The sequence below is a fragment of the Leucobacter sp. NPDC058333 genome, assembly GCF_042726155.1.
Taxonomy (GTDB): domain Bacteria; phylum Actinomycetota; class Actinomycetes; order Actinomycetales; family Microbacteriaceae; genus Leucobacter.
In genome coordinates, this window is record NZ_JBHXHV010000004.1 from 106,345 (window position 1) to 128,777 (window position 22,433).

Annotated in this window: 12 protein-coding genes and 1 pseudogene; 6 read left to right on the forward strand and 7 right to left on the reverse strand. The window is 59.4% G+C overall.

Annotated elements, in window-relative coordinates; genetic code table 11:
* Positions 1-336: 336 nt before the first annotated feature.
* Complete coding sequence (locus tag ACFWHR_RS13370) at positions 337-558, reverse strand: hypothetical protein (RefSeq protein ID WP_382449194.1); 222 nt, start codon at positions 556-558, stop codon at positions 337-339.
* 51 nt (positions 559-609) lie between these two features.
* Here ACFWHR_RS13370 and ACFWHR_RS13375 point away from each other — a divergent pair.
* From ACFWHR_RS13375 to ACFWHR_RS13385, 3 genes and pseudogenes are all read left to right on the forward strand, one after another.
* Positions 610-987 (forward strand): annotated as a pseudogene (locus ACFWHR_RS13375) (glycosyltransferase family 2 protein); the annotation flags it as partial.
* Between the two features lie 426 nt (positions 988-1,413).
* Entirely contained in the window at positions 1,414-4,986 is a 3,573-nt protein-coding gene (locus ACFWHR_RS13380; protein WP_382449181.1) for a CDP-glycerol glycerophosphotransferase family protein, read from the forward strand.
* A complete protein-coding gene (locus ACFWHR_RS13385; protein ID WP_382448811.1) occupies positions 4,983-7,502 on the forward strand; it encodes a glycosyltransferase in 2,520 nt (839 codons plus the stop codon). The genes ACFWHR_RS13380 and ACFWHR_RS13385 overlap by 4 nt, the downstream gene beginning before the upstream one ends.
* A 13-nt stretch (positions 7,503-7,515) precedes the next feature.
* Here the strand turns inward: ACFWHR_RS13385 and ACFWHR_RS13390 are convergent, their stop codons facing one another.
* Positions 7,516-9,630, reverse strand: a complete 2,115-nt coding sequence (locus ACFWHR_RS13390; RefSeq protein ID WP_382448812.1) for an acyltransferase family protein — start codon at positions 9,628-9,630, stop codon at positions 7,516-7,518.
* A gap of 132 nt (positions 9,631-9,762) precedes the next feature.
* Between ACFWHR_RS13390 and ACFWHR_RS13395 the strand changes: the two genes are divergently transcribed.
* Positions 9,763-10,806, forward strand: a complete 1,044-nt coding sequence (locus ACFWHR_RS13395) for a polysaccharide pyruvyl transferase family protein (RefSeq protein WP_382448813.1) — start codon at positions 9,763-9,765, stop codon at positions 10,804-10,806.
* Here the strand turns inward: ACFWHR_RS13395 and ACFWHR_RS13400 are convergent.
* Both ACFWHR_RS13400 and ACFWHR_RS13405 read right to left on the reverse strand, forming a co-directional pair.
* On the reverse strand, positions 10,803-11,849 hold the full coding sequence (locus ACFWHR_RS13400) for an N-acetylneuraminate synthase family protein (RefSeq protein ID WP_382448814.1): 1,047 nt from the start codon (positions 11,847-11,849) through the stop codon (positions 10,803-10,805). The genes ACFWHR_RS13395 and ACFWHR_RS13400 overlap by 4 nt on opposite strands.
* 29 nt (positions 11,850-11,878) lie before the next feature.
* The gene (locus tag ACFWHR_RS13405) at positions 11,879-13,561 is read right to left on the reverse strand and encodes a cytidylyltransferase domain-containing protein (RefSeq protein ID WP_382448815.1); all 1,683 of its coding nucleotides are present in this window, start codon (positions 13,559-13,561) and stop codon (positions 11,879-11,881) included.
* A 226-nt stretch (positions 13,562-13,787) separates the two neighbouring features.
* On the opposite strand from ACFWHR_RS13405, the gene ACFWHR_RS13410 reads away from it, so the two are divergent.
* Positions 13,788-14,987: a hypothetical protein gene (locus ACFWHR_RS13410; RefSeq protein ID WP_382448816.1), complete on the forward strand. Its 1,200-nt coding sequence runs from the start codon at positions 13,788-13,790 to the stop codon at positions 14,985-14,987.
* A 23-nt stretch (positions 14,988-15,010) separates the two neighbouring features.
* Here the strand turns inward: ACFWHR_RS13410 and ACFWHR_RS13415 are convergent, their stop codons facing one another.
* Together ACFWHR_RS13415 and ACFWHR_RS13420 are read right to left on the reverse strand one after the other, a co-directional pair.
* On the reverse strand, positions 15,011-17,104 hold the full coding sequence (locus tag ACFWHR_RS13415) for an acyltransferase family protein (protein ID WP_382448817.1): 2,094 nt from the start codon (positions 17,102-17,104) through the stop codon (positions 15,011-15,013).
* Between the two features lie 136 nt (positions 17,105-17,240).
* Entirely contained in the window at positions 17,241-19,136 is a 1,896-nt protein-coding gene (locus tag ACFWHR_RS13420; RefSeq protein WP_382448818.1) for an S-layer homology domain-containing protein, read from the reverse strand.
* Positions 19,137-19,300: 164 nt separating this feature from the next.
* Here ACFWHR_RS13420 and ACFWHR_RS13425 point away from each other — a divergent pair, with 164 nt between their 5' ends.
* Positions 19,301-21,421 (forward strand): acyltransferase family protein, encoded by a 2,121-nt coding sequence (locus ACFWHR_RS13425; RefSeq protein WP_382448819.1) that lies wholly within the window; start codon positions 19,301-19,303, stop codon positions 21,419-21,421.
* Here ACFWHR_RS13425 and galE read toward each other — a convergent pair.
* On the reverse strand, positions 21,399-22,424 hold the full coding sequence (gene galE / locus ACFWHR_RS13430; RefSeq protein WP_382448820.1) for a UDP-glucose 4-epimerase GalE: 1,026 nt from the start codon (positions 22,422-22,424) through the stop codon (positions 21,399-21,401). The two genes, ACFWHR_RS13425 and galE, sit on opposite strands and share 23 nt — an antisense overlap.
* Positions 22,425-22,433 lie beyond the last annotated feature (9 nt).

Sequence of the window (22,433 nt, forward strand, 5' to 3'; positions counted from 1 at the left end):
CTGCGCGAGAGTAGCGTCGAAGAATTTCTGCGCGTCAATCGCCAGGGCCCCTGGAGAACACTCTTGCTCGGCTCGCGCATGCGCTCGGATGAGTTTCTTGATCTCGCCGCTCATGCGGCAACCGCGGGCGAGCATAACTGGTCGGCGCTGCGTGACGTGCTTGAGTCGAGCCCGGGCCGAGATCGACTCCTCCTCTGGGACGTGCCGCGACTGGTATCGACGACACTACTCGCTTGTGTAATGGAGCCACATCGGCGTAACTTTTCGATCGTTGTTGAACTGCTGACGCAGACCCTTGACCGAACGATGCTCTCATCCCCATTTGCAGCCGGGGCCTTACGCCTTGCGACGCAGATTGCCGCAATGATGCGCGCACACGAACTCTTCGCGGAACTTGCCCGATTCCCGACAACAGCTCCAGGTGTCGCTTGGGCCGGCGCCACTGACTTTCTCCGCCCGGAACGAGGCGCGGACGGCGAGCGCCGACTCGACAATGGGAACGAACGCGAGCGTTTCGACCAGTGGTGGGCCAGTTTCAATGCTCCCTTCACCGCGCATGGGCTCGCACCATTCGTTGTTAGCGATGGCTCATGCGTGGTGAGCGACGACATGTTCGGGCGCATCACGCCGGGTAAGCGAGCGGCCCCCGCGATCGCACCCGCAGCACAGGAACTCGTCTCGATCATCGTTCCGACGTTCAATCCGGAAGCCAGCTTCCTGAACACTCTCCAGTCCTTGGTGCAGCAATCTTGGTCAAATATCGAAGTCCTCGTAGTCGACGATTGCTCCGATACTGGCGTGGAGTATCTCAACGCAGCAGCCGCGCTTGATCCGAGGGTTCGAGTGCTGCGCCAACCCACCAATGGCGGAGCCTATCGAGCTCGAAACCGTGGGCTCGCAGAGGCCCGTGGGACGTTCGTGGCGTTTCAGGACGCGGACGATCTGTCACACTCGGATCGCATCGAGCGTCAGGTCCTTCCGCTGCGAAACGATCTCTCGAAACTGGCATCGGTTTCGCAGGCTCAGCGCGTACTCAGCAATGGCGCCGTGACGTATTTCGGGTATCTTCCGCACCGTACGAACGCGTCCTCGCTCCTGTTTCGCAAAGAGCCGGTCTTACGCGTTCTCGGCCAGTTCGATGATGTGCGCAAGGGCGCGGATTCTGAATTCACGGAGCGATTGCGCCAAGCTTTCGGGAATGACTGTCTGGTCGAAATACCGATCCCTCTCAGTCTGGTGCAGCTGACTCTGGGCTCTCTCTCTCGATCCGATTTCACCCCCAATTGGATGTCGGGCCATCGGTGGGCGTATTTGCAGCAGTTCCGCGCAGCGCACCGCCGCATCGCGGCTGCTTCGACCCACAATTGGCGACTGGGACCTGCGCGCCCCGCGGTCTGCGACTCCACCTCCGGGATGCGCCGCGAACGTGCGAAAGTCCACATCGATTATGCGGTGCTCTCAGACTGGAATGCCCAACTTGAGCGCCCTCGCGACGGCTTCCGCCGCCTGCAAATGCTTGTCCCTGAATTCGAGGGCCCGATAGGTCTCCTCAGTGGCTCGCGCCCGAGATTTAGCTCACACGTTCGCAGCCAGGTCTCCACGGAGTTAACGGACGCCGTAGAACGCGGTGAACTTCAGTGGCTCACTTGGCGCGACGAAACCCACGTCGGCACGTTGCTCGTAGACAATCCAGAGTTTTTACTCGGTCTTCCCAGCCCGAACGATCGCGGAATTACCGCTGGCGTGGTCAAGATCGTACTCGATGAGACCGTCCGCCACTCCGCCCAAGCCGTACTCCCGCCAATCGGTTGGTGTACGAAAGTTGCACGCGAAGCATTCGGGGCAGACGTCATCTGGCTAGTCGCCTCCGCCGAGGTCCAGAATTTGCTTACTCAACAAGGGCACGCCGCAGAACTGATTAATGCGGCAGAGATCAAGCGAGTGCGCATCCCAGAGAACCCGAAGGTCGGCATCGTGCTTCCGGGCCCGGCCGACAACGCGCAATGGGATCTCCGAAAGTTGAAGTCGTTCCTGCCGGATTCGAACGTCGCGGAGGTGAGAATTTTCGATGAACACGGAGTTCTCCCGCCCGACGAGGTCGCCGCCGCCGAGTTGCAGGTGGTGCGCGCATCAGAAATGTCTCGTCTCGAATTCCTTCAGAACACCGACATTCTGTTACCGGATGTCTTCGGCGAAAGACTGCTCGCAGCAGAATCATGGATTCGCCTCTGCGGTGAGCATCGTGTCGTCGCGGCCCTCCCCGATGAGCTCGAAACTTGGCAGCTCGCGGACATCGTCAGATATCCCCCCATGGGGAGTCGGGATGTTCTCTCCGTTCTTGCAGTTGATCCTGCGTATCGTAAACGTTGGGATCAGAGAACTCGTCAGACGAAGAAACAGCGCGCCCGCGGGGTGTCCACACAGGCGCATATCCGATTCGTCGTGTTTGAGAGCGACAAGTTAGAACGCTGTGAGCGCACGCGAGAATCGATCTCGGCACTCACGTCAGTGACACACGCGGCTGATATTCATCTTGTCGCGGGGCGCACCCTCAAAGAAATCGCTGCGAGCGGAGCGTTAGCGGGTCTCTCTTCGGGGGACCGTATCTGCATCGTAAGGGCTGGGACGGAGTTCACTTCGAACGCTTTCGAACGATTCAGCTACAGCGCGAAAGACGATCTCCAAATCTTCACCGAGGCGAGTGAAACGTACGCGCTGAACCGGGATGTCCGTAATGTCGATCGAGTCGTAGCCACATCGAAGGCTTCGCCGCTCTGGGCGGGTTCGACTCCTCTGCTCGTTCGCGCAGATACGTTCGGCAGCGCCGCGAGGCGATTCCCGTGGGCAACGGCACCAGGGCTCGCCTTCGCATCAATACTCGCGATTTGCGGAACATTCGGAGTACTCGGCGAGGTGAATTCTCACCACTCCCTTGAAGACCGAGCTGAAGCTGCTCCGAAGGCACTAAAAGGGAGTTGGTATACGGAATTCGCGCGTGACTGGGCCGCAATGCTCTCGGAAATTCAGCACATCGGACCGACGCGACTGTATCTGCATCGCGTGTTCATTTATCTGCTCTCGGTACGCATGCACCTGAATAGCGGGCGTCGTCAACGACGCGCATTCACCCCCGATGAATTCACCGAATACTGCGCAAGTCTCAGTCGCGCGCTCCAGTTCATTGGCGATGAGCAGATTTGGGCGCCCGGAAAGCCCGCCAAGCCGACATCGGGTGCGATTCGACAGCATCTTCTCCGGTTGAAACATGGCACAGCCTTTACGCCCACGGTGACAGTGGAGAACGGCGAGCCGCGGACAGTGTTCGGCGATCTGGCGATTGAACGCCCCCGCGACGTGCAAGTGCGAATCGACACGATGTCAGCGAGAAACGGCATCCTCACCATTCACGGCAACTACCCGATCACTTCGGAGTATGCGGGATGGGATCTTTACCTCCAGGTCCGCGACGGAATCATGCTCCTTCCCGATCGTGGACGATACGCCGACACCACTTTTCATGGCATCGCACTCGGGCGTTCCCGCACGTTCTCCGTCCAACTTCCGTTCGCCGATGTCGGCGACCGACTCGCGTTTTATTTTTCAGATGGAAAGCTCCCATCTACGCCACTTCGCTTGCGCTTTACTCGCCCGTCTTCGAAGTTGAGTGAAATCGATCAGGCGTATTGGGCTGTCCCTGACCTCGGAGTGTTGTCGGTGGACGGTAGGGCAATCGCCGTCGAACCGTACTCGCGGCGGAAGCACGTACGCGCAGAGATCCGAAGGCAAAGAGCGCTCAGGGGTTCTCAGGACCCCGAGCAGTTAGAGGCCGCACGATTGCGTCTCAAGTACTTTCTTACACTGCCTCGATACCGTAAGCGGCGTATCTGGATGTACGCGGATCGCATCGTCAATGGCGGCGACAACGGCGAATACGCCTACATGTACGCCGCCGATCAACACGATGAGTTCGAGAAGTACTACGTCTTACAGCCTGGGACTGCGCTTGAATCGCGTTTCGCGTCTCACGGCACACCGTACCTGGAGTTCGGCACAGACGAGCAGCGTCTGCACTTCTTGAACGCATCTATTGTGTTTGCGACGCGACTCATGCCCAGCAATACGTTCGGTTTTCAGTACATGCAGAAGCACTTTCGGGATCTATTCTCAGCCCGGGAGATCTATATCAATCACGGTCTCGTAGTTGACCAGCTCGACTACGTACTCAACACCGGATTCACTGGTTTCGACCGAGTCTGCGTGGTCTCGGAGACCGAACGTCACAACCTCCTCCAGCCGAACTACGGGTATCGCCCGGAGCAGGTCGAGGTGACAGGATTTGCACGCTACGACGGGCTGCGTTCTGCGACGACGCGGACGTTGTTGCTCGCTCCGACTTGGCGTACCTATCTCCATACACCGCAGCAAGGTGACACTCGCGCAGAACGACATCGTGACTTCACCCGCACACCTTACTACCGCGTTTTCGACTCCCTCATCAATAGCCCTCGTCTTCACGATGCGCTTGCGCGTTATAACTACCGTCTATCGTTCCTGCTGCACCCTAATGTCGCCGCACAGGTCGCAGATTTCAAATCGAGTAGCGATCGAGTGTCAGTAATTTCAGGCACAGAAGACGTAACGTATGAGCAATTGCTGACGACATCTGATCTGATGATCACCGACTATTCAGGGGTCCAGTTCGATTTCGCATTCATGCGAAAACCGGTGGTCTATTACCAGCCGGCTGCAATCCCGCCGCACTACCAATCGGGGTCATTCGATTACGAACGTGATGCCTTCGGGGACGTCGCGGGGACAGAAGATGCACTGCTCGCTCTGCTGGATGAGCTCATGGCACGGGAGTGCGCGATTGAGCCGAAGTTCGAGAAACGAATTGAGCGTTTCTTTGCCCATCTGGATTACGAGAACTCTCGGCGAATCTATGACGTAGGGGTGCAGGCCGCACGTGAAGAGATTGGTGAGTGATCGTGGATATCGCGATGGACAGGTCTCAGGTGAATCTCCAGCAGGATAAGTGGGATGCCCTCCTGCCGCAGACCTCGTTAATTATTGCTTGCTACAAGGTTGGTCCGTATTTGCCGGCCTTTCTGCAGTCGCTGGACGCCCAGACTGCGGTGCACGGTGCTTACGAACTCATATTTGTCATCGACGGCTGCCCCGAAGACTCGGAAGCAGTCGTGAGGCAGTGGATGGGTACCACCGATTACGCGGTTCGCATCGTCGTCAAGGAGAATGGCGGCGTCGCTTCAGCCAGAAATGCGGGCCTCGCATGTGCGCGGGGCGTATGGGTCACTCATCCCGATCCCGACGATCGCCTAGAACCTGACTACCTGACCGAGTTTGAGCGCTCCCAGCAGCGATTCCCCGACGAAACTATGTTCGCCGCTCGAGCGGTGCTCACCGCGGCCGACGGAACGGTAGTGGGTCACACCCTGGATGCACGATACGAGGACGGCGAAACTCGGATCATCGATCTCATTGAAGACCCACGAAAAATACACACGCTTGGCGGAGTCGCATTCTTCCGCCGCGACCTCATCGAGCTGCACGCTCTGCGGTTCAATGAGCAGATCTTGCAGTCTTCCGACACTGACTTCATCGGCCACTACTTGTTGTGCACTGATGCCCGCTATGTGCTCGTTCCCGATGCCAGATATCTCTACTTACGTCGGAATGACGCCTCATCAATCGTCTCCACCCACAGCGGTAACATGTCTCGGTACGCGTCGCTATTTGGGGTCTCCCACAGGGGCCTCTTAGATCGCGCAGGCACCGAATGCCCGTCGTGGCTTGCGAACTTGCTGCTGTACTTCGTTTTCATGCTGTTTCGTCGCAATCGCTCGACTCAAAGCCCTGTCGATCTTGCCTCAGGTCAGCAACTAGCTGAGATTCGAGCTCGACTCGTGGAGAACTTACAGTCGATCGGCGCGGCAAACGTTCGCGCTTTCGACCTCTTCGCGGTGCCACTGGAATTTCGATACGCGTGGCTTTCCGCTATCGAGCCGGTCAATGAATCTCCGGTCGAGCATCTCAGATGGTATCGGTCCCGGGGAATGCGTCGAGTCGCTGTATATGCCTCACAACCGTCAGTTCCAGAACTGCGGGTTGCCGCAGGCCCGGTGGAAATCATTGAATCAAAATTGTGCGGAATAGATTTCCTCGGCACGAGGTGGCTCACGAAGCGTGTGGTTAAGCTACGCGGTCGTTTCACCGACGCAGTGCGTCTCGAATCTCCAACTCCAAAATTCACCGTCGAATTCGGTGGCGAAGTACTTACTGCTGACGAGATTCGCGATCACTCGGGCTTACAAGCGCCCATTGCGTTGCAAGCAGCTCGCGGAAAATCCGCCGTCGCGATTCAACCCCGACCGGCAAGGGAGCGCATTGCAACGCAGGCCCGCCGCTTGCTGCGCGACACTCGCGATGTTTGGATCTTCACTACCGGAGATGATTCGGCGCGAGCAGTGTCTGATAGCGAACTGCTCTACAAAGCCGCGCGCAAGCTGAGGCCCGACGTCAACGCACGTTTCGTCGCGAAATCAGGTTCGCATGCAGCCCACCGCATGCGCCGCGCCGCTGGCAAAACGGTTACCGCGGGGTCGGGCGAACACCACGATCTGCTGCAGCTTGCAACACAAGTGATCACTTCACGTATCACCCGAGCAGTGCTCGATCCAATTCCTGGGACTGAACTCCCACGAAGTTGGCGCGTCGCGCTGATATCCGACCGTCCTTACGATCGACTGTCGTTCCGTGACCCGGCGCTCCGCCAGGCTGAATTCGTAGCGGTTTCGTCAGCGATTGAACTCGAACGTGTCAGCGGCTCGCATTCCTTCCATGACTTCTTGGTAAGCGAAGCGGCGTTGACCGGTCTCCCCCATCACGATCTACTCCTCCGAAAGGCGGGACGTCCGACAAACATCGTTGTCGCACCAGAATGGCGAGCAGGTGTGGCACTTCCGGAAGAATCACTTGGTCACGCCATGAGCGAGTTCCGCGAGCTCCCGTTCCTGCGGGAGTGGTGCGCGTATCTATCGTCATCCGCGCTGCATGACTTTGCCCGGGACTCAGGACGCCGCATAATTCTGATCCTCCCTGACGGTGTTCCTTCCGAGGTATTTGCGGCTCCTGCTGGAATTGATCTCGTTACCCACGAACGGCGTTACGATGCGATTGGCACCGCAGCCTTACTCGTCACCGATTACTCGCAATTGGCTCATGATGCCGCGTATTTGCATCGGCCATCCATTTATTTACGCGTTGACAGAGAAACGGTGTTGGGTGCCCCCGATAGCGCTCGTAGCAAATCTCAGGCGGCGGAGGCTGAAGGATTCGGCCCAGTAGTGACATCAAGTGCGGACGCGGTGGAGGCCACTCGCACACTACTCGAGGGGATTCCGTCACCGTACCAACGCCGCATGGACGCCGCATTCACGTATCGCGACGGAGCCGCGAGTTCACGGATCGTCGCGAGGCTGTAAATACTCTGTGCTTTTACCGACTGCGCACGAGAACGCGCGCGGCAGTCGAGTCTTCCTGGAGAGCATTCAAAAGCGGCGCGGCAAGACTTCGAGCATAGGTCGCGGTCAGATGCTGGTTGTCGCGCCAAATCAGCACATTTCCAATGACCGCGGGGCAGCGGTCAGTCGGACAGATCCAAGCGTTCATATCAATCACACTGGCGTTCGAGATGCCGGCCGCAGCATCCGGCTCCGGGTACGGGCGGTCATCGACCGCAAGAGACCGGTCACGACTGCAGGAGGAGAGCTGATCAGGGTTCGCCGACACGCACTCTGGAATGTCGATGCCCATGTCGGGCACATCCCGAATGGCCACCACTGGGATGCCCTGATCTTCCAAACGCGTCCACGTGCGGTGCAACCCCTGCGAAAACGCTTGGGCACTCTCTTCGGCCGAGAGAGGAGCTTCGTCCCACACTGAGCGACCCGCCGCGTTCGCCGTGATCACGAGCGCCGGCTGTTCCTCCGCAAGGATATTGAGCACCTTACGGTTCCAGTCCTGACAATTGACATAGGGTTTGCCGTTACCGCCGGCAATCATGATATTCGCAAAAGCGCAGGATGACTTCGTGAATACGCGGAGCCGCCACCCCTGCTCCTGCGCAACTGCGTCAAGCGCAGGGACCCAGTTCGCAGCGTGGGAGTCACCAACAAGTGCAATCGTGACGTCACCATCGGCAGCTCCGAGTGTGCAACCCGGATCCACTGTTTTTCCCTGGTCAGCGTGGCAGCCGTTTGCATACACAATCGGATTGTCGTCGCGGGCGGCGACGGCTGAAGGAACAAACCCTCCGGGTACAGTATCGGACACCACTCCGGCCGATTGGTCGGTCTCCAAGGCTGCCGCTCCCAGCGGGTTCTTTGGCACCGGTGAGCTCGCTGGGGCGAAGGCGAGGAGTCCGCCGAGAAGTGCGGAGATCACTACGAGCGCGCTACCCATCCACAGTGCCCTCGCCGAACGCGCTGCAGCCCATTTCCAGTCACGAAACGGATTCTCAATGAATCGGTAGCTCAGCCACGCCGGAAGTAACGACAGGATCGCGACGAGTGCTCCGTATCGGAAACGCAATTCACCGCCCAGGAGATATGTCGCGATCACGATAAGTGGCCAGTGCCACAAATAGAGCGAGTATGAGATGTCGCCGAGCCAGCGCATTGGCCGAACGGCGAGCAGTCGTCCCGCGCCAGAACCAGCTCGTCCCCCCATTCCGCCGATGATCAGTGCCGCCGCACTCAACGTCGGCAGGAGCGCTGCGCTTCCTGGGAACGGGGTATCGGAACTAAATACGAGGCACGCGGCAAGGACGCCAAGCAGTCCGGCCCATCCGAGCACCCTTCCGACGCCATCGGGAAGACGCTCGAGATGCGTTGCGAACACAGCAACTGCCGCGCCGATGGCGAGCTCCCACAGCCTCGTCGTCGTAACGAAATACGCAGGAGCGGGGGCAATCGCGGTGTATGTCACAGACCAGGCGAGCGACGCCAGCAAAATAGCGGACACACCGAGCTGCAAGACTCGCTGCACAAACTGTGACGATTGGTCGTCCACCCACCGCCGACTGACCCACAGCAGCGCGACAAACAGCACCGGCAGGATGATGTAGAACTGCTCCTCTACGGCCAGGGTCCAGAAATGCTGCACTGGACTCGCCGCTATATCTGCGTTGAGGTAGTCAGTGCCAGCCGCGAGCACCCAGTTCACCATTGATACCGATGCAGCGGAGATTTCCGTTCCGATACCCCGCCAACGAATATCTGGAAGAAATACAAAACTCAGTGCTGCCGTGGCGACAAGAGCGACAGTCGCGGCGGGCAGGATGCGTCGGGCCCGTTTCGCGTAAAAGCCCGGCAGATTTATCCGCCCGCGCGTCTGAGCTTCGCGTAGCAGGATTCCCGTGATCAAAAATCCCGAGATAACAAAGAAAACGTCGACACCAATGAAGCCGCCTGGCAAGAAGGGGGCATTGGCGTGGAAAAGTAGCACCGCCCCCACTGCGACCGCACGAAGGCCCTGGATGTCTGGGCGGAAACGTCGGCGCGCTTCAGTTTCACGGGCGCCAGCGACCCGTGGCATCGTTTGCACATTCACGTCGGCGTTTTCTCCAGGCTCGCAGATATCCAGAGTTCATCGTACTCGCTGCGCTCGAGATGCCCGTCTCAGGAACCGCGAGTTAGGGGCTTCATCGGTCGTGTAGCGTTGCAGAGTCAGGAAGGCGGCAGCATGACGGTGCATCTCACCCACGGCGCGAAGAAAAATGTAGGGGACTATCTCATCCACTCCCGCGCACGAAAGCTGTGGAAGCATGTTGCTCCCGAGGTGGAGATCGCATCAATAGCACGGTGGATCCCTGAAGAGCTCCCCAACGACTCGCGCTTGCTCGTGATGTGCGGCGGGCCTGGGTTCACGCCTCGCCTTGTTGAGGGCGTGTTTCCAGTAGTGCAGCGCGCGGGCGAACACGGGATCCCTGTCTCCGGACTTGCGCTTGGATGGCAAGGGCTGCCAAAGCGCAATCCGGGTTCGTTCACAATGACCGCGCGCAGTGTCGCAACCCTGCGCGCGATTGCGGCGTCGGGTTCCCCTATCTCAGTGCGCGACGACGTGACGCAGGAAATTGCAGAACAGTTCGGCATTGAATCCGTGCGCACGGGCTGCACTGCCTGGTATTCCATCCCAGATCTGGGGTCAAGCGCACGTATTGCAAGTGCCGAGCCGCGCTCCATCGTTTACACGACCCCCGCGCTCGACGAGAATGCGGCTCAATCACTCGCGGTGATGCGTATGCTACGCACGCGTTTTCCCGCCGCGAAACTCTACGCGAGTTTTCACCGAGGTATCGAAGCCGACGAGCTCACTACAAAACCTCAGTCGAAAATCCTGCGCAGACAGGCTAAGGCGGCGAAGTCGCTCGGATTCGAAGTGCTAGACGTCGCATATGATCTTGGACGGATCGGCTTCTATCGCGACATAGATTTGCATGTCGGTTATCGCGTGCATGCGCACCTCGATTTCGTTAGTCGGCGGAGTCCGAGCGTTCTTATCAGTGAAGACGGACGTGGTTTCGGCCAGACGGCGACCCTACACGGCCGCAAACAGGTACTGTGGTCGGACGCTCAGGAACTCGTTCCCAAACTCGAGCGGCGAATAACCGCAGAAATCGAGAAAGAATGGCCGTCGCTCACTCGCGCGATCGAAACAATCGAAGCCTCGTACCCCGTGATGCGTGATGTGATCAAACGTCAGGCACAGCTCGCGGCCGGCTTCTAGTCGTTTTTCAGATCAACTGCGTGAATCGGCTCGCCTGACGCCTTCGCGGTCACCAATTGGGCGCCCAAAACGGTATCCCAATCGGCAACTTCCAGGCCGGTATTCGCCCGGAGTGCGATCAGATCAACGTTGGTGATCACGCTCCCAGCCCGAAGATCCCGGGACGCAAAGATGCGGCGCCGCGCGTTCGTGATCGCCGCGCTCTGAGAGGAAATATCGGGAACACCTGTGCCGCTCAGCTCCCGAACGGTCGTCAGAGATTCGGTGTAACGGGCCAACATGGCTTCGTCGAACGCATGATAATGATCATTTCCGGCGCCCTGGCGGTCATCAGTAAAATGCTTCTCAATAACGCGAGCACCCATCACTGTCGCGATATCAAGAGCCGGCAAGGAACCGTCCTCACTCGGCGCGACATGGTCCGAATACCCGATGATGGCACGGTCACCGAATCGTCGTTCAAGCTCTCGAATTCCAAGCAGATTCGCATGCTCGTGCGGGGTGGGATACCGCAGCACGCAGTGCAATAACGCGATCTCGTTCGCGCCGGCCGATTCAAGTTGACCAAGCGCCCGTTCTATTTCATCGTGGGTTGACGCGCCAGCGGAGAGAATCACCGGCTTCCCCGTAGCGGCCACGGCGCGTAGGAGGGGCACGTTGGTCAAATCGGCTGACGCGATCTTCACCGCCGGCATCAATGGAGCCAGCATTCCTACAGCTTCGAGGTCAAACGGTGTCGAGAGAAAATCGACACCGACCTCGACGCAGTACTTCGCCAGTTCTAAATACTCCTCGGTTCCGAAACTCTCGTACCTCTGGAACAGTTCGAATTGGGACCGCGTCGGCTCCTTTTCCGTGTCCCAATAGGACGGGCTATTCCCCGCGCTCGCAAGCGTTGCTGCCTTATATGTCTGGAATTTAGCCGCATGCCCACCAGCTCGAGCCACCGAGGCGATCATGGCCTTCGCCCGCTCGAGCGACCCTTCATGATTCACTCCGATTTCGGCGATGATATAAGGATCGGCATATGCGCGTTCGAACATGGTTCTCACTGTACCTTCACGTAGCTCCGTCAGTACACCGAAAGCACGTCGATCCCCAGGTGATCGAACATTGCGGAGATCGTCTTCCTATTACTTCGCAGACGCCCCGCGGCCCGCGCCTTTGCTGCGTGGTCGGCGCGCAATACGTGATCGTCGAGTAGCAAGCGTGTCGCTCCGTCGAGTGCGTCGTCGGTCACCTTGCTTCCGAGACCGAGGGGAAGTACGCCGTTGTCTTCGGTCGCGTGCGTGTGCGTCAGTTCTTTCTCGTTTTGAGCGAGGCAAATCGACGGGACTCCACAGCTCAGCAGTTCGATCACCGTTCTCCCCGCGGAGGTGAATGCCAGTTGCGCACGGGACATGAGGGCTGGCATATTGCTCACGTTCTCGAGAATTTCAACAGTGAATGGCAATGCGTCGGCTTCCAGGTGCAGTGGTGGAGCCCCCAGTCCGCGCACCACCGTGACACGGCCGTCAAAGGCAACCCGCTCCAACGAGCTGAGCGCCCGCAACGCAAGTTCGGATGGATCTGTGCCGCCAAAGAGCACGAGCACCTCCGATACACCCGTGGCGTGATGCGCAGCGTGCGGCTGGAAGTCACGGGGCAGCTCGAACGCTGGAGCGAGCAAGGCAAACTCGATACCCGTGATCTTCCGGCGCTCCGGAACATCAGGCGTGTCTATGAACTCTGCCACGAGAAGATCGACTTCACCGGCACCGCTTCCCCTGTCCTCAAACGAGACGATTTGCGCTTTGGGTGCTGCCTCGCGAAGCGAGCTTATCCAGTCCGCGGTTGTGTCGAGCACGTCAAGCACAATCAGATCAGGCTGGGCGTGCGACAGGCGGTGCAAGAAATCTTCGTCACCGCTCACTTCTGCCGTGTCATAGGGTGTCGCAGCAAAGAATGTTTGCCCCAGCGGCTCGTTCTCATCGAGATAAATGGTGAGATCATGGCGAGCTACCTCAGCGGCGAATGCGAGCATGCGATACACATGCCCCATGCCGAGCGATCGAGATGCATCTACACGTATCGCAATGCGACGACGGGTGAGCAAATGCGCAGCTGCGAGCAAATCAGCGTACGTGTCGATATCAACCGATTCCTCGCCGCTCAGTCGCAGCACTGCAACTGGCTCAATCACGCGCGTGCCCTCAGCAGCGATGTCTCCGAGCCGTGCAGCGATGATTCCACCGGTCTCGCGGTATTCCAGAGGAAGTTGCTGACGATTGACTCGTGCAGTGAAATTCGGAACGATTACACCAGAAGCATCTTGCTTCCAACGAAGATGCTGATCGAGCGCGACCGTGAGCACAGACCGGATTTCTGCATTCGCAAAAGCCTCTATGCCCCTGCGAATCGTCGCGGGCGTGATGAGCGGAGACGTCGGTTGCACGGTGAGTACCGGATCGGAATCTCGCGCCCCACGCGCGCGAAGCGCAGGAAGATTTCGTAAGATCTTCGTATCCAGTGTCTCGTCAGAAGGGGTGGTCTGAGTTTCAAGAATCACCTCGGCACCGTAGTGCTCGGCGACTGAGCTCACCTCCGCGTCATCGGTGATCACGATCACCCGGCCGCTCGTGACTACGCTGAGCGCAGCGTCAATCGCGTAGGCAATCATCGGTTTGCCCGCGAGGAGGCGTAAGTTCTTTCGCGGCACCCCTACGGACCCCCCACGTGCGGGGATGAGTATCCAGGCATTCCGGTTGAGCGTCATTTCCGCCTCTTCTGATGATGCACGATCGTCGCTCGTCCGGACAGCAACGGGGCTCACCGATCGTCTATTCGTTACTGTCCAGCCTAACTGTTCGCCTCATCGGTAAGATGAGTGGCCTAGGAAGGGAACGGTATTGCAGGTCCATGGAACCACTGCCGAGACCCTGCTCTGGTGCATGCGTCCGGCGCTCGATTTGTGCCATCTTCGAGGCGAACTCCCTCAGTCGGTGATTGACACAGCGCCCGCTGCGCGTAAATATCCCTCCGCGAATCACGTTCGGTTCGGTCGTTTTCTCGCTGTCACCGAGACGGTTAATCAAGAGCGTGCTCTCACGCGGCTGCTAGCCGGTGTCGAGCAACCGATTCATGTGGAAACTCCCGACGAGCAGCACCGCGAAGCGTTACTGCAGGACCCCGCCATTGACGAAGCAATTTCTCGTTTCACGAGCGCATTGCATGGACGTGTCAGCGAAGCGGTCGTCAAGTCATTCGAAAACCAGGTGTACAAAGTGGCTGTGGCGTTGCATCGCTATCGCCTAATGGACCTCAGCGGCTTCGCCGGAATACTGGTGTCCACTCAGCACTCCCCGATCATCAGGGCCCTGTGTGTCGCGGCGCGAGAGCAGTCCGTCGCGGTGGTCTACGTGCCGCACGCGCCCGCAGCAATCAACAATGCGTACTTGGATCTGCCCGTGCACTACGTAGGACTTCGCGGTGCAGGCGAACGTGCGTACTACGAGACGGAACTCGGCGTAGCGCCCTCAGACCTGCGCGTCGTGGGAAACCTCTCCAGCGATATCCTCGACGCGCCGTCGCCTGCGATCGAGCCCACAGGCCCCGGCGTGCTCGCACTTTCACCTCACTCCGACAAAATCATGCGTCGCATTTTTGACGCCGTTGGAGCATCCGGACTCGGTCCGATGACGATAGCTCCCCATCCGAGATCGGATATTCGCCAGATTCGAGATTTCATGCCCACGGACTGGTCCTTGTTCACCGGAGCTCGCACCCTGGATTTATTATTGGAGGGGCCGGCATTTGTGCTTCAGTTCTCCAGCGGGGTGGCCTGGGAGAGTGCCGCGCTTGGTATTCCGACAGCGACGATCAGGCTCGATCGATCCCCGGTGAATTATCCTTTTTTGGCGGACGAGCAGGTATATCCCTCCCTGTTTGCGCCTGAGGACACGAGGCGATTCGTGAGCGCCGCGCGCTCGGAGAATATCGACCGGGCCGCATTGCGCAAGCACGCGATTCAGTGGTGCGCTGTCGACGGGCCCGAGGCGATGTATCGGCTGTTCGATCTCCTTGACGAGGTTGCATTGACTTCCGACGCCGGTCAGCTCCCGTACCTCCACGATGGATGGAGCGCAGGGGGTGCCGCAATTTCACGTTCGTGGCTAGCTTCGACTGAAGTTTCGCCACACTAGGTGATTCCACGCGCTGCAGCTCCTCAGCCTCCTTCCACCGCCCGGACGAGCCGAGGCTCCAGTACGCGCACTGCCGATGCGACGAACGTATTGGTGAGGTGCGAACCTTGACGGTAGACGAGCACGTCTCCAATCACACTCGGGCATCGTTCTGATCCTGCACACGCGATGTCACTCACATCGATTAGTCGGTCGATACCGGCAAGCTTCGCTGCGGGCACTTGGTAGCGGGCTCCAGAGCGCGCAACTCCCTCGTCGCGATCGAACCCGCACTGGGAAATGTCGCTCATGTGCTGGGCAACGCACTCGTAAACTTCGATTTCAGGCGCAGGATTGTCGAGCAGGGGCACAACAGTGATCCCCGCATCTTGCAGTGCTACCCAACTCGTCGCAACGCGCTCGACGCCGGGTGTTACGTCCCCGTCCGAGGTCGTTCCTTCAAAGACTTGACGACCTGAGGTCAGTACGATGTCGGGTTTGGCCCTCTGCAACGCCGCGAGGGCGGCGTGGTTCCATTGCGCACAGCTCTCTCGTTGCTCGTTATCCGTTGAATAGGACGGGTCAGCGAAGGCGCACGCCGATTTCAAGTATGTTGTGACTCGCCACCCACGGTGCTCAGCGATCGTCGCGATTGCGGGTTGCCACTGAAGCATCTTGGAATCCCCGACGAGTGCGACCTCTAATTCACCTTCGGGGTCGCCGTAGTCGCACACGGTCAGCTCCGCCGACCTCATTCCGGCTACGCACCCGTCGCGCTCCGCTTGCGGAAGATCTTCGGTAGCCGCGGCGGGGGCAGGGATCGTCGCGGACACCTTTGTCGGTGCGTCATACGAGGCCACGAGTCCCGAATCGTCGAGCTGAAGCTGAGCAGCTCCGAGCTGCGCGAGGTCATCCTCTGAGACGGCCGCAGACTGCTGCGGGATCAGCGAGAGCAGTAATGCCCCGGCAAGTACGCCAACGAGGGTCAAGTTCAGGCCGAACGAGAGGGTCAGTGGCGTCGTGTCACGCAATCGAGACGACCGGCGAACCGGATTCTCGATGAACTTCAGGCTGAGCCAGGCCAGCACACCGCTGGCCAGCACGAGTACGAGTTTATAGCGCAATCGCAATTCACCGAAGTGTGCCTCTGCAATTGTCAGGACGGGCCAGTGCCAGAGATACCACGAGTACGAGAGGCCACCCACCCACACGATCGGCCGCCATGCGAGAAACTGTGCAGGCGTCCCTCGCGAGATATCTCGGCCAGTTGTTGCGAGAATCAGCGCGGCTGTTCCGAGCACTGGAAGCAGCGCGGCACTCCCCGGCCACGGGATTTCTCTTGAAAACAGGGCAGCAGCAGCGAGTACTGCGAGCAACCCTGCCCATCCAATACACCGAGCAACCTGCGTCGAGATCCGCGGCCATTGGATTGCCCCCATGGCGACCAACGCACCGATACCGAGCTCCCAGATGCGAGTCGTTGTAGCAAAAAAAGCGGTATCGGGACTCTGCGACGTCTCACGCATGGACCATACGAAACTCACTACACAGATCACAACGATGACCACCAGCAAGGCGGTACGTTTGCTCACGCGCGGCAAAAAACGTACGGCGACGGCAATCGTAAGCGCTATTGCCAGCGGCCAAACGACATAAAACTGCTCTTCAACAGCGAGGGACCAGAAGTGCAGCACCGGCGAAACACTTGAACCCTCCGCTCCGTAGTCAACAGCCTCCGCGGCGAATCTCCAGTTCACGACATAGAGAGCAGCTGCGCTGATGTCCGAGCCGATGCTTCTCCAGCTGGTGCTCGGCAGGAGTATCCACGCGGCGATAGTTGTCACAGTAAGCACTGTTACTGCGGCAGGAAGCAATCGCTTCATCCGCCGCGCCCAAAATGCAGCTAGCGAGAGCTTCCCCGTCGTATCGATCTCTCGCAAGATGTGACTAGTGATGAGATATCCACTAATGACGAAGAAGATGTCCACGCCGACGTAGCCACCGTCCGCGAACGGCACGCCAGCGTGATACACCAACACGAGCCCGATCGCGAGAGCTCGCAATCCTTCGACTTCCGCCCGGAATCCACGTGTGCGTTTCGGGAGTGCTTTCGTGTCCTGTACGCCGAGCGCGCTCACCTTTTACTCCTCAAACGGCAGCGCCGGGCGCTCAACACCTGGTGCCGCTCATACAATTCACTTAATTTTATGGCGCGCGCACGAGCTCACCCGGACAGCGGACGCAATGCCCGCACGCCTACCGGCTCACAGAAAGCTAATGAGCGACTCGATAAATGAAAGCGGCCATCGCCTCACGCGTCATCGAACTCTTTGGTGCATAAATTTTCGTGGAGCCCTGTTTGATGCCCGTCGTATACCCTCGCGCGTACATCCAGGTGACTTCGTTGTAGAACTTGTCACCCCGTCGCATGTCCGCGAACGGAGACGCTGCTGGACCAACGTATTTTCCACCCTTGATCCTGTAAATGAAGGCAGCGGTAGCTTCACGTGAGACGACAGATTTGGGTAGGTACTTCGGTTTGCCCGCGGACTGCTTGAAGCCAGTGCTGTATCCCTTGGCGTACATCCAGGTGATCTCTTTGTAGAATTTGTCACCCGGCTTGAGGTCAGCGAACGGGGAAGTCTTCGGCCCCTTATAAGTTGCCCCTTCAAGCCGGTAGAGGAAGGCCGCCATCGCTTCGCGCGTTACTGCGCTCTTCGGCTGGAAGACCACGCGTCCATCTGCTGTCTTCGTACCCGTGGTCAGGCCTGTGGCGCCCATCCACTCGATCTCCTTGTAGAACTGGTGGCTCGCTGGCACGTCAGGGAAACGAGTATTCGGTGATCCGAACCACGACTTATAGAACTGATAGAAGTTTCGGTTTCCGTAGCTCGAGCATCCATCTCCCTCGCCCCACCCGGCGTTCAGCGCAGCGGCGTTCGGGCGGTAAGGTGTGTAGATGTACAGGGCGGCCGTCGCCCAGTTTTCGATGTACACCTGTGAAGTGCCGCAACCCGCGTTCGGGTGCCACTGAATCGTGTTGGTGCGGAACGGTTTGTAGTTGTAGTCGTTCGGGTGTGCTTTGTAGACCTGCAGCTGCCAGGCCCCGTAATAGACCTGGTTAGCGAACCCGAAGTACTTACTGTTGCAGTTTGCGGAATTGCCGGGCCCGGAGTCAGGGCAGGCATAGCCCATGGCGACGCTGAATTGACGTGCAGTTGGCCAGGTGTCGCTGACGAGGCTCTGCTCCTTCTCGAGCATAATCAGGAGCACGCGGGGGCTGACGTTACACGCCTTGGCGACGCGAGTAATAATCGAAGCAGCGGATTCGCTCTGCTTGCCGGCGAACGCTTTGCAATACGCGTTGGCTCCGCGCGATATGGAATCGTGCGTTGAATTCGACAAGCACTTTTGCGCGACGACACTTCCGAAGATCGGCTTGCCCGGCTCCCGACCCGGGTCGCCGATGGTGCAGCGGCCAATCTTCTGATTCAGAAAGCTCTGCACCTGTGACGCGCTCATCGCGCTGCCGTTGTAGAAGTTCTCATCCGAGATGATGTACCCAGCGTTGAATCCGCTCGAAAGCGACGTCGAAGCGGCGGGTGCACGTAGCGCACGTTCCCGGCCGAGACTCTCATCAATAGCTGAATCAGGAAGCTTGGTTGGGGTGAGCTTGCCGGGCTCTTCCGTAGCTGGCGTCTCGTCAACCGGATCGGCGGAGGCGTCGGCGTCGGTACCCGGTCCGCTGGCATCGCTCGTCGCCTCCGCGTCGACACCGTCGGCGCTTGCCGCACCCTCCACACTCGCATCAGCGGAGGCGCCTTGAACTCCGGTGGATGCCTCGCCACCGTCGGCGGCGACGGTCCCCGAAGCGTCGGCGGTGGCATCAACGGACGTGCCTGCGGACGCATCGGCCGACGCGTTGGCGCTCGCGTCGGCCGAAGCAGCGGAAGAGGTTCCACCATCGACGCCGTTCGCTCCCGCGGTAGCATCGGCCGTAGCATTCGCCGCGTCAGCGCCAGCGCTACCACCAGCGTCCGCCGAACCATTGCTATCAGCTGCCGCATCCGCCGTCGTGACCGGCGGGGTCGTGGGACCAGGTGTCGCGTACGCGATGCTTCCCTGTCCGAGGAGTCCCAGGCTGAGACCCAGCACCAGCGCACACTTCATGAACCGTTGTCTGCGCGCCGTCATATCACTACCTTAATGTGCGCCGGTTCACTCGAAAAGCGATCGCTGTCGCCCGAACGTCGAATCACGCAATGGAGCGCTCATCCTCCGGTAGGGTTACGGTTCGGAAGCGACGCAGGCAGAGCGATTGACGGTGCCCCAATATGACCTCGAAAATTGCTTCCGAACCGACGATGCGAGGGCCCATTGCACCCCGATATCGCGACGACATCGACGGGCTTCGCGCCGTCGCTGTGCTGCTCGTTGTCGTATACCACGTGTGGCTTGGTCGCGTTTCGGGCGGCGTCGACGCTTTCCTGATGATTTCCGCGTTCTTGCTCACGGGGTCACTCATGCGGCGCATTGAGACGACCGGCCGAGTGGGCGTCGCCACCCAGTGGGTACGAAACTTCAAGCGGATGCTCCCCGCGGCCTCGATTGTAATTGTGGCAACCGTTGCGATCGGTATGGCAGTGCTCCCCGCTTCGACGCACGAGAGCCTCTGGCGTCACGCCTACGGATCTGCCCTGTATTTCGAGAACTGGCTGCTCGCAACTGAGGCCGCTGACTACTACGCCGATCGGTCCTTGGCCAGCCCGCTCCAGCACTTCTGGTCGCTCTCCGTCCAGGGCCAGGTCTTCTTGCTCTGGCCGGTACTTTTTGTGCTGATCGTATTCCTTTCGCGCGCGCTGCGCGGCAGGATCCGCCCGCGCAGCGTCGCGCTTGGCATTTTCGGCGCGGTATTCGTCGCGTCGCTGAGCTATTCGATCGTCGCCACCGCGACCGATCAGTCGTTCGCGTATTTCAACACCGGCGCGCGACTCTGGGAGTTCGCGGCCGGATCGATTCTCGCACTCCTGATCGACCGCCTGACACTTCCGGTTGTGCAGCGGGCTGTACTCGGGTGGCTGGGTATCGCAGCCCTAGTGGCGTGTGGTCTCGTCCTCGATGTCGAGGGCGGCTTCCCCGGTTATCTCGCCCTCTGGCCGGTACTGAGCGTCGCTGCCGTGATCATCTCCGGGAACGCCGAAGACCGCCGATACGGCCCGGCCATGTTGCTCGAATCGAGCCCTGTTCTCGCCATCGGGAAGAGCTCCTATGCGCTGTACCTGGTGCATTGGCCCGCTCTCGTGTTCATTCTCGTCGCACGTCGCGGGGAACCACTGAATCTTGTCGAGGGCCTGATCCTGATTCTTGCGTCTATTGGCGTCGCGCGGCTACTCACCGCGATCGTCGACGCGCCCCTGCGCCGCAGCGCGTGGATCGATCGATCCACCTGGCGGGGGTTCGGGGTGATTCTGCTGTCTTTCGCGCTCGTTGCGGGTGTCGTGGTTCCGATACAGGCGGAGTCCGAGCGTCGGGCGGCGGCGGAGCTGAAGGCCATAGCTGAGGCGGAAGCGCGACAGCTCACCTACAGAAATCCTGGCGCTGCGGTGCTCTTCGACGGCTGGAACGATCACATCGCTACGGACGCTCCAGTACGTCCCCTCCCGTCGGAGGTGCCAGATCAATGGGGCACCCTTGAGCACGACTGTGGCGATGGGAGCCTCATGAAGTTGCCTCGGAGTGTCGAGATCTGCTTCGTAAACGACGTGGACGTCGACGAAGCAACCCGCACGATCGTGGTCGTCGGAGACTCACACGCGCAGCAGATGCTGGCCCCGATCGGTGCGATCGCTGAGCAAAAGAATTGGCGGGTCATCTCGTTCCTGCGCGGCGCTTGCGCCTTCGGTCTGCGCAAGGTCGCGCCGAGCTTCGGAGGTTACTACAGCCAGGAGTGCCGAGACTGGAACGAAGACGTGCTCGATGTCATTCAGGAGATCGAGCCCGATGCCGTCGTCACAATCGGCACGCGCACGCGCGCAGCCAACGCTGCGAGCGACCGCACCGCCGGGCAGCGGGAAGCAGTGCCTGAAGGGATTGAGACTTCGGTCGCGCGTCTCGAAGCCATGGATATTCCGACGATCCTCATACGCGACAACCCCAGATTCACCTACAACGCGTATCAGTGCATTGAACAGTCTTCAGACGTTGAGGCTGAGTGCAGTATCGCGAAGAGCCAAGCTCTCGCGCGAGATAACCCACTCCGTGAACTCGAATCCTCGAGCACCGCGATCATCGATGTCAGCAAGTACTACTGCCCCGACGCACGCTGCCCAGCGGTCATCGGCAATGTGGGCGTCTACATCGATGAAAACCATGTCAGCACGTTGTACCTCAAGACCCTCCAGCCCGTAATCGATAGCAAGCTCAGCGCAGCTCTCAACGAGATACGTGCTCACTGACATAGCCGTACGGATTTCGTACCTGCCAGTTCCAATAGTCCCTGCAGGACGCCCCAAGAGTTCGTTTCGCCCGCCATCCAAGCTCGTCGGCAGCACGCGACGGGTCAGCGACAACCTCTGCAAGATCGCCTAGTCGCGGACCTTCGATCGCGTACGCGATGCGCCGCTCCGACTGTTCTTCGAAGGTGCGGACCAGCTCCAGTACACTCACCCCTACGCCGGAGCCAAGATTGTAGCTACGCACTCCCGCCGTGTTCCGTTCCAGTGCCGCAACGTGGCCTTCAGCAAGGTCCATCACGTCGATGTAATCACGAACACCGGTGCCATCTGGTGTCGGGTATGTCCCGCCAAACACACTGAGCTTTTCACGTCTGCCGGAGGCGACCTGGGCGATAACCGGCATCAGATTCGTCGGTACTCCTGTGGGGTCTTCGCCGATGTTCCCCGACGTGTGCGCACCGATGGGGTTGAAATACCTCAGCAATGTTGCCGCGAGGTCCGGTCGGATTCGTTGCGTATCGCGGATAATCTGTTCACTCATGAATTTCGACCAACCATACGGGTTCGTGAGCCCGGCACCCACGGGGTGGTCTTCGCTGATCGGGGAATTCACCGGCGGCCCGTACACCGTTGCCGACGAACTAAACACGAGATTCGAAACGCTGCGCTCGCGCAAAAGTTCCAGGAGCACGAGTGTGGCGTTGAGATTCACTCGATAGTAGCGATTCGGCTGCGCTACCGATTCGACCACCGATTTCAGCCCCGCGAGATGCACCGCAGCATCGAAATCACAGTCAACCTTGCGGAGGGTCGCCTCCCGATCTGAAAGATCAACGGTAATGACCGGAATATCTGTGCCAGCGACGAGCTCAATGCGACGCACCGCCTCTATGTGGCTGTTCGAGAAATCGTCAAGAACAATGACTTCGTGACCGCGCTCGAGAAGGGCAAGTGCCGTGTGAGACCCGATGTATCCCGCGCCTCCCGTAAGCAATACCCGCATACACGCAGT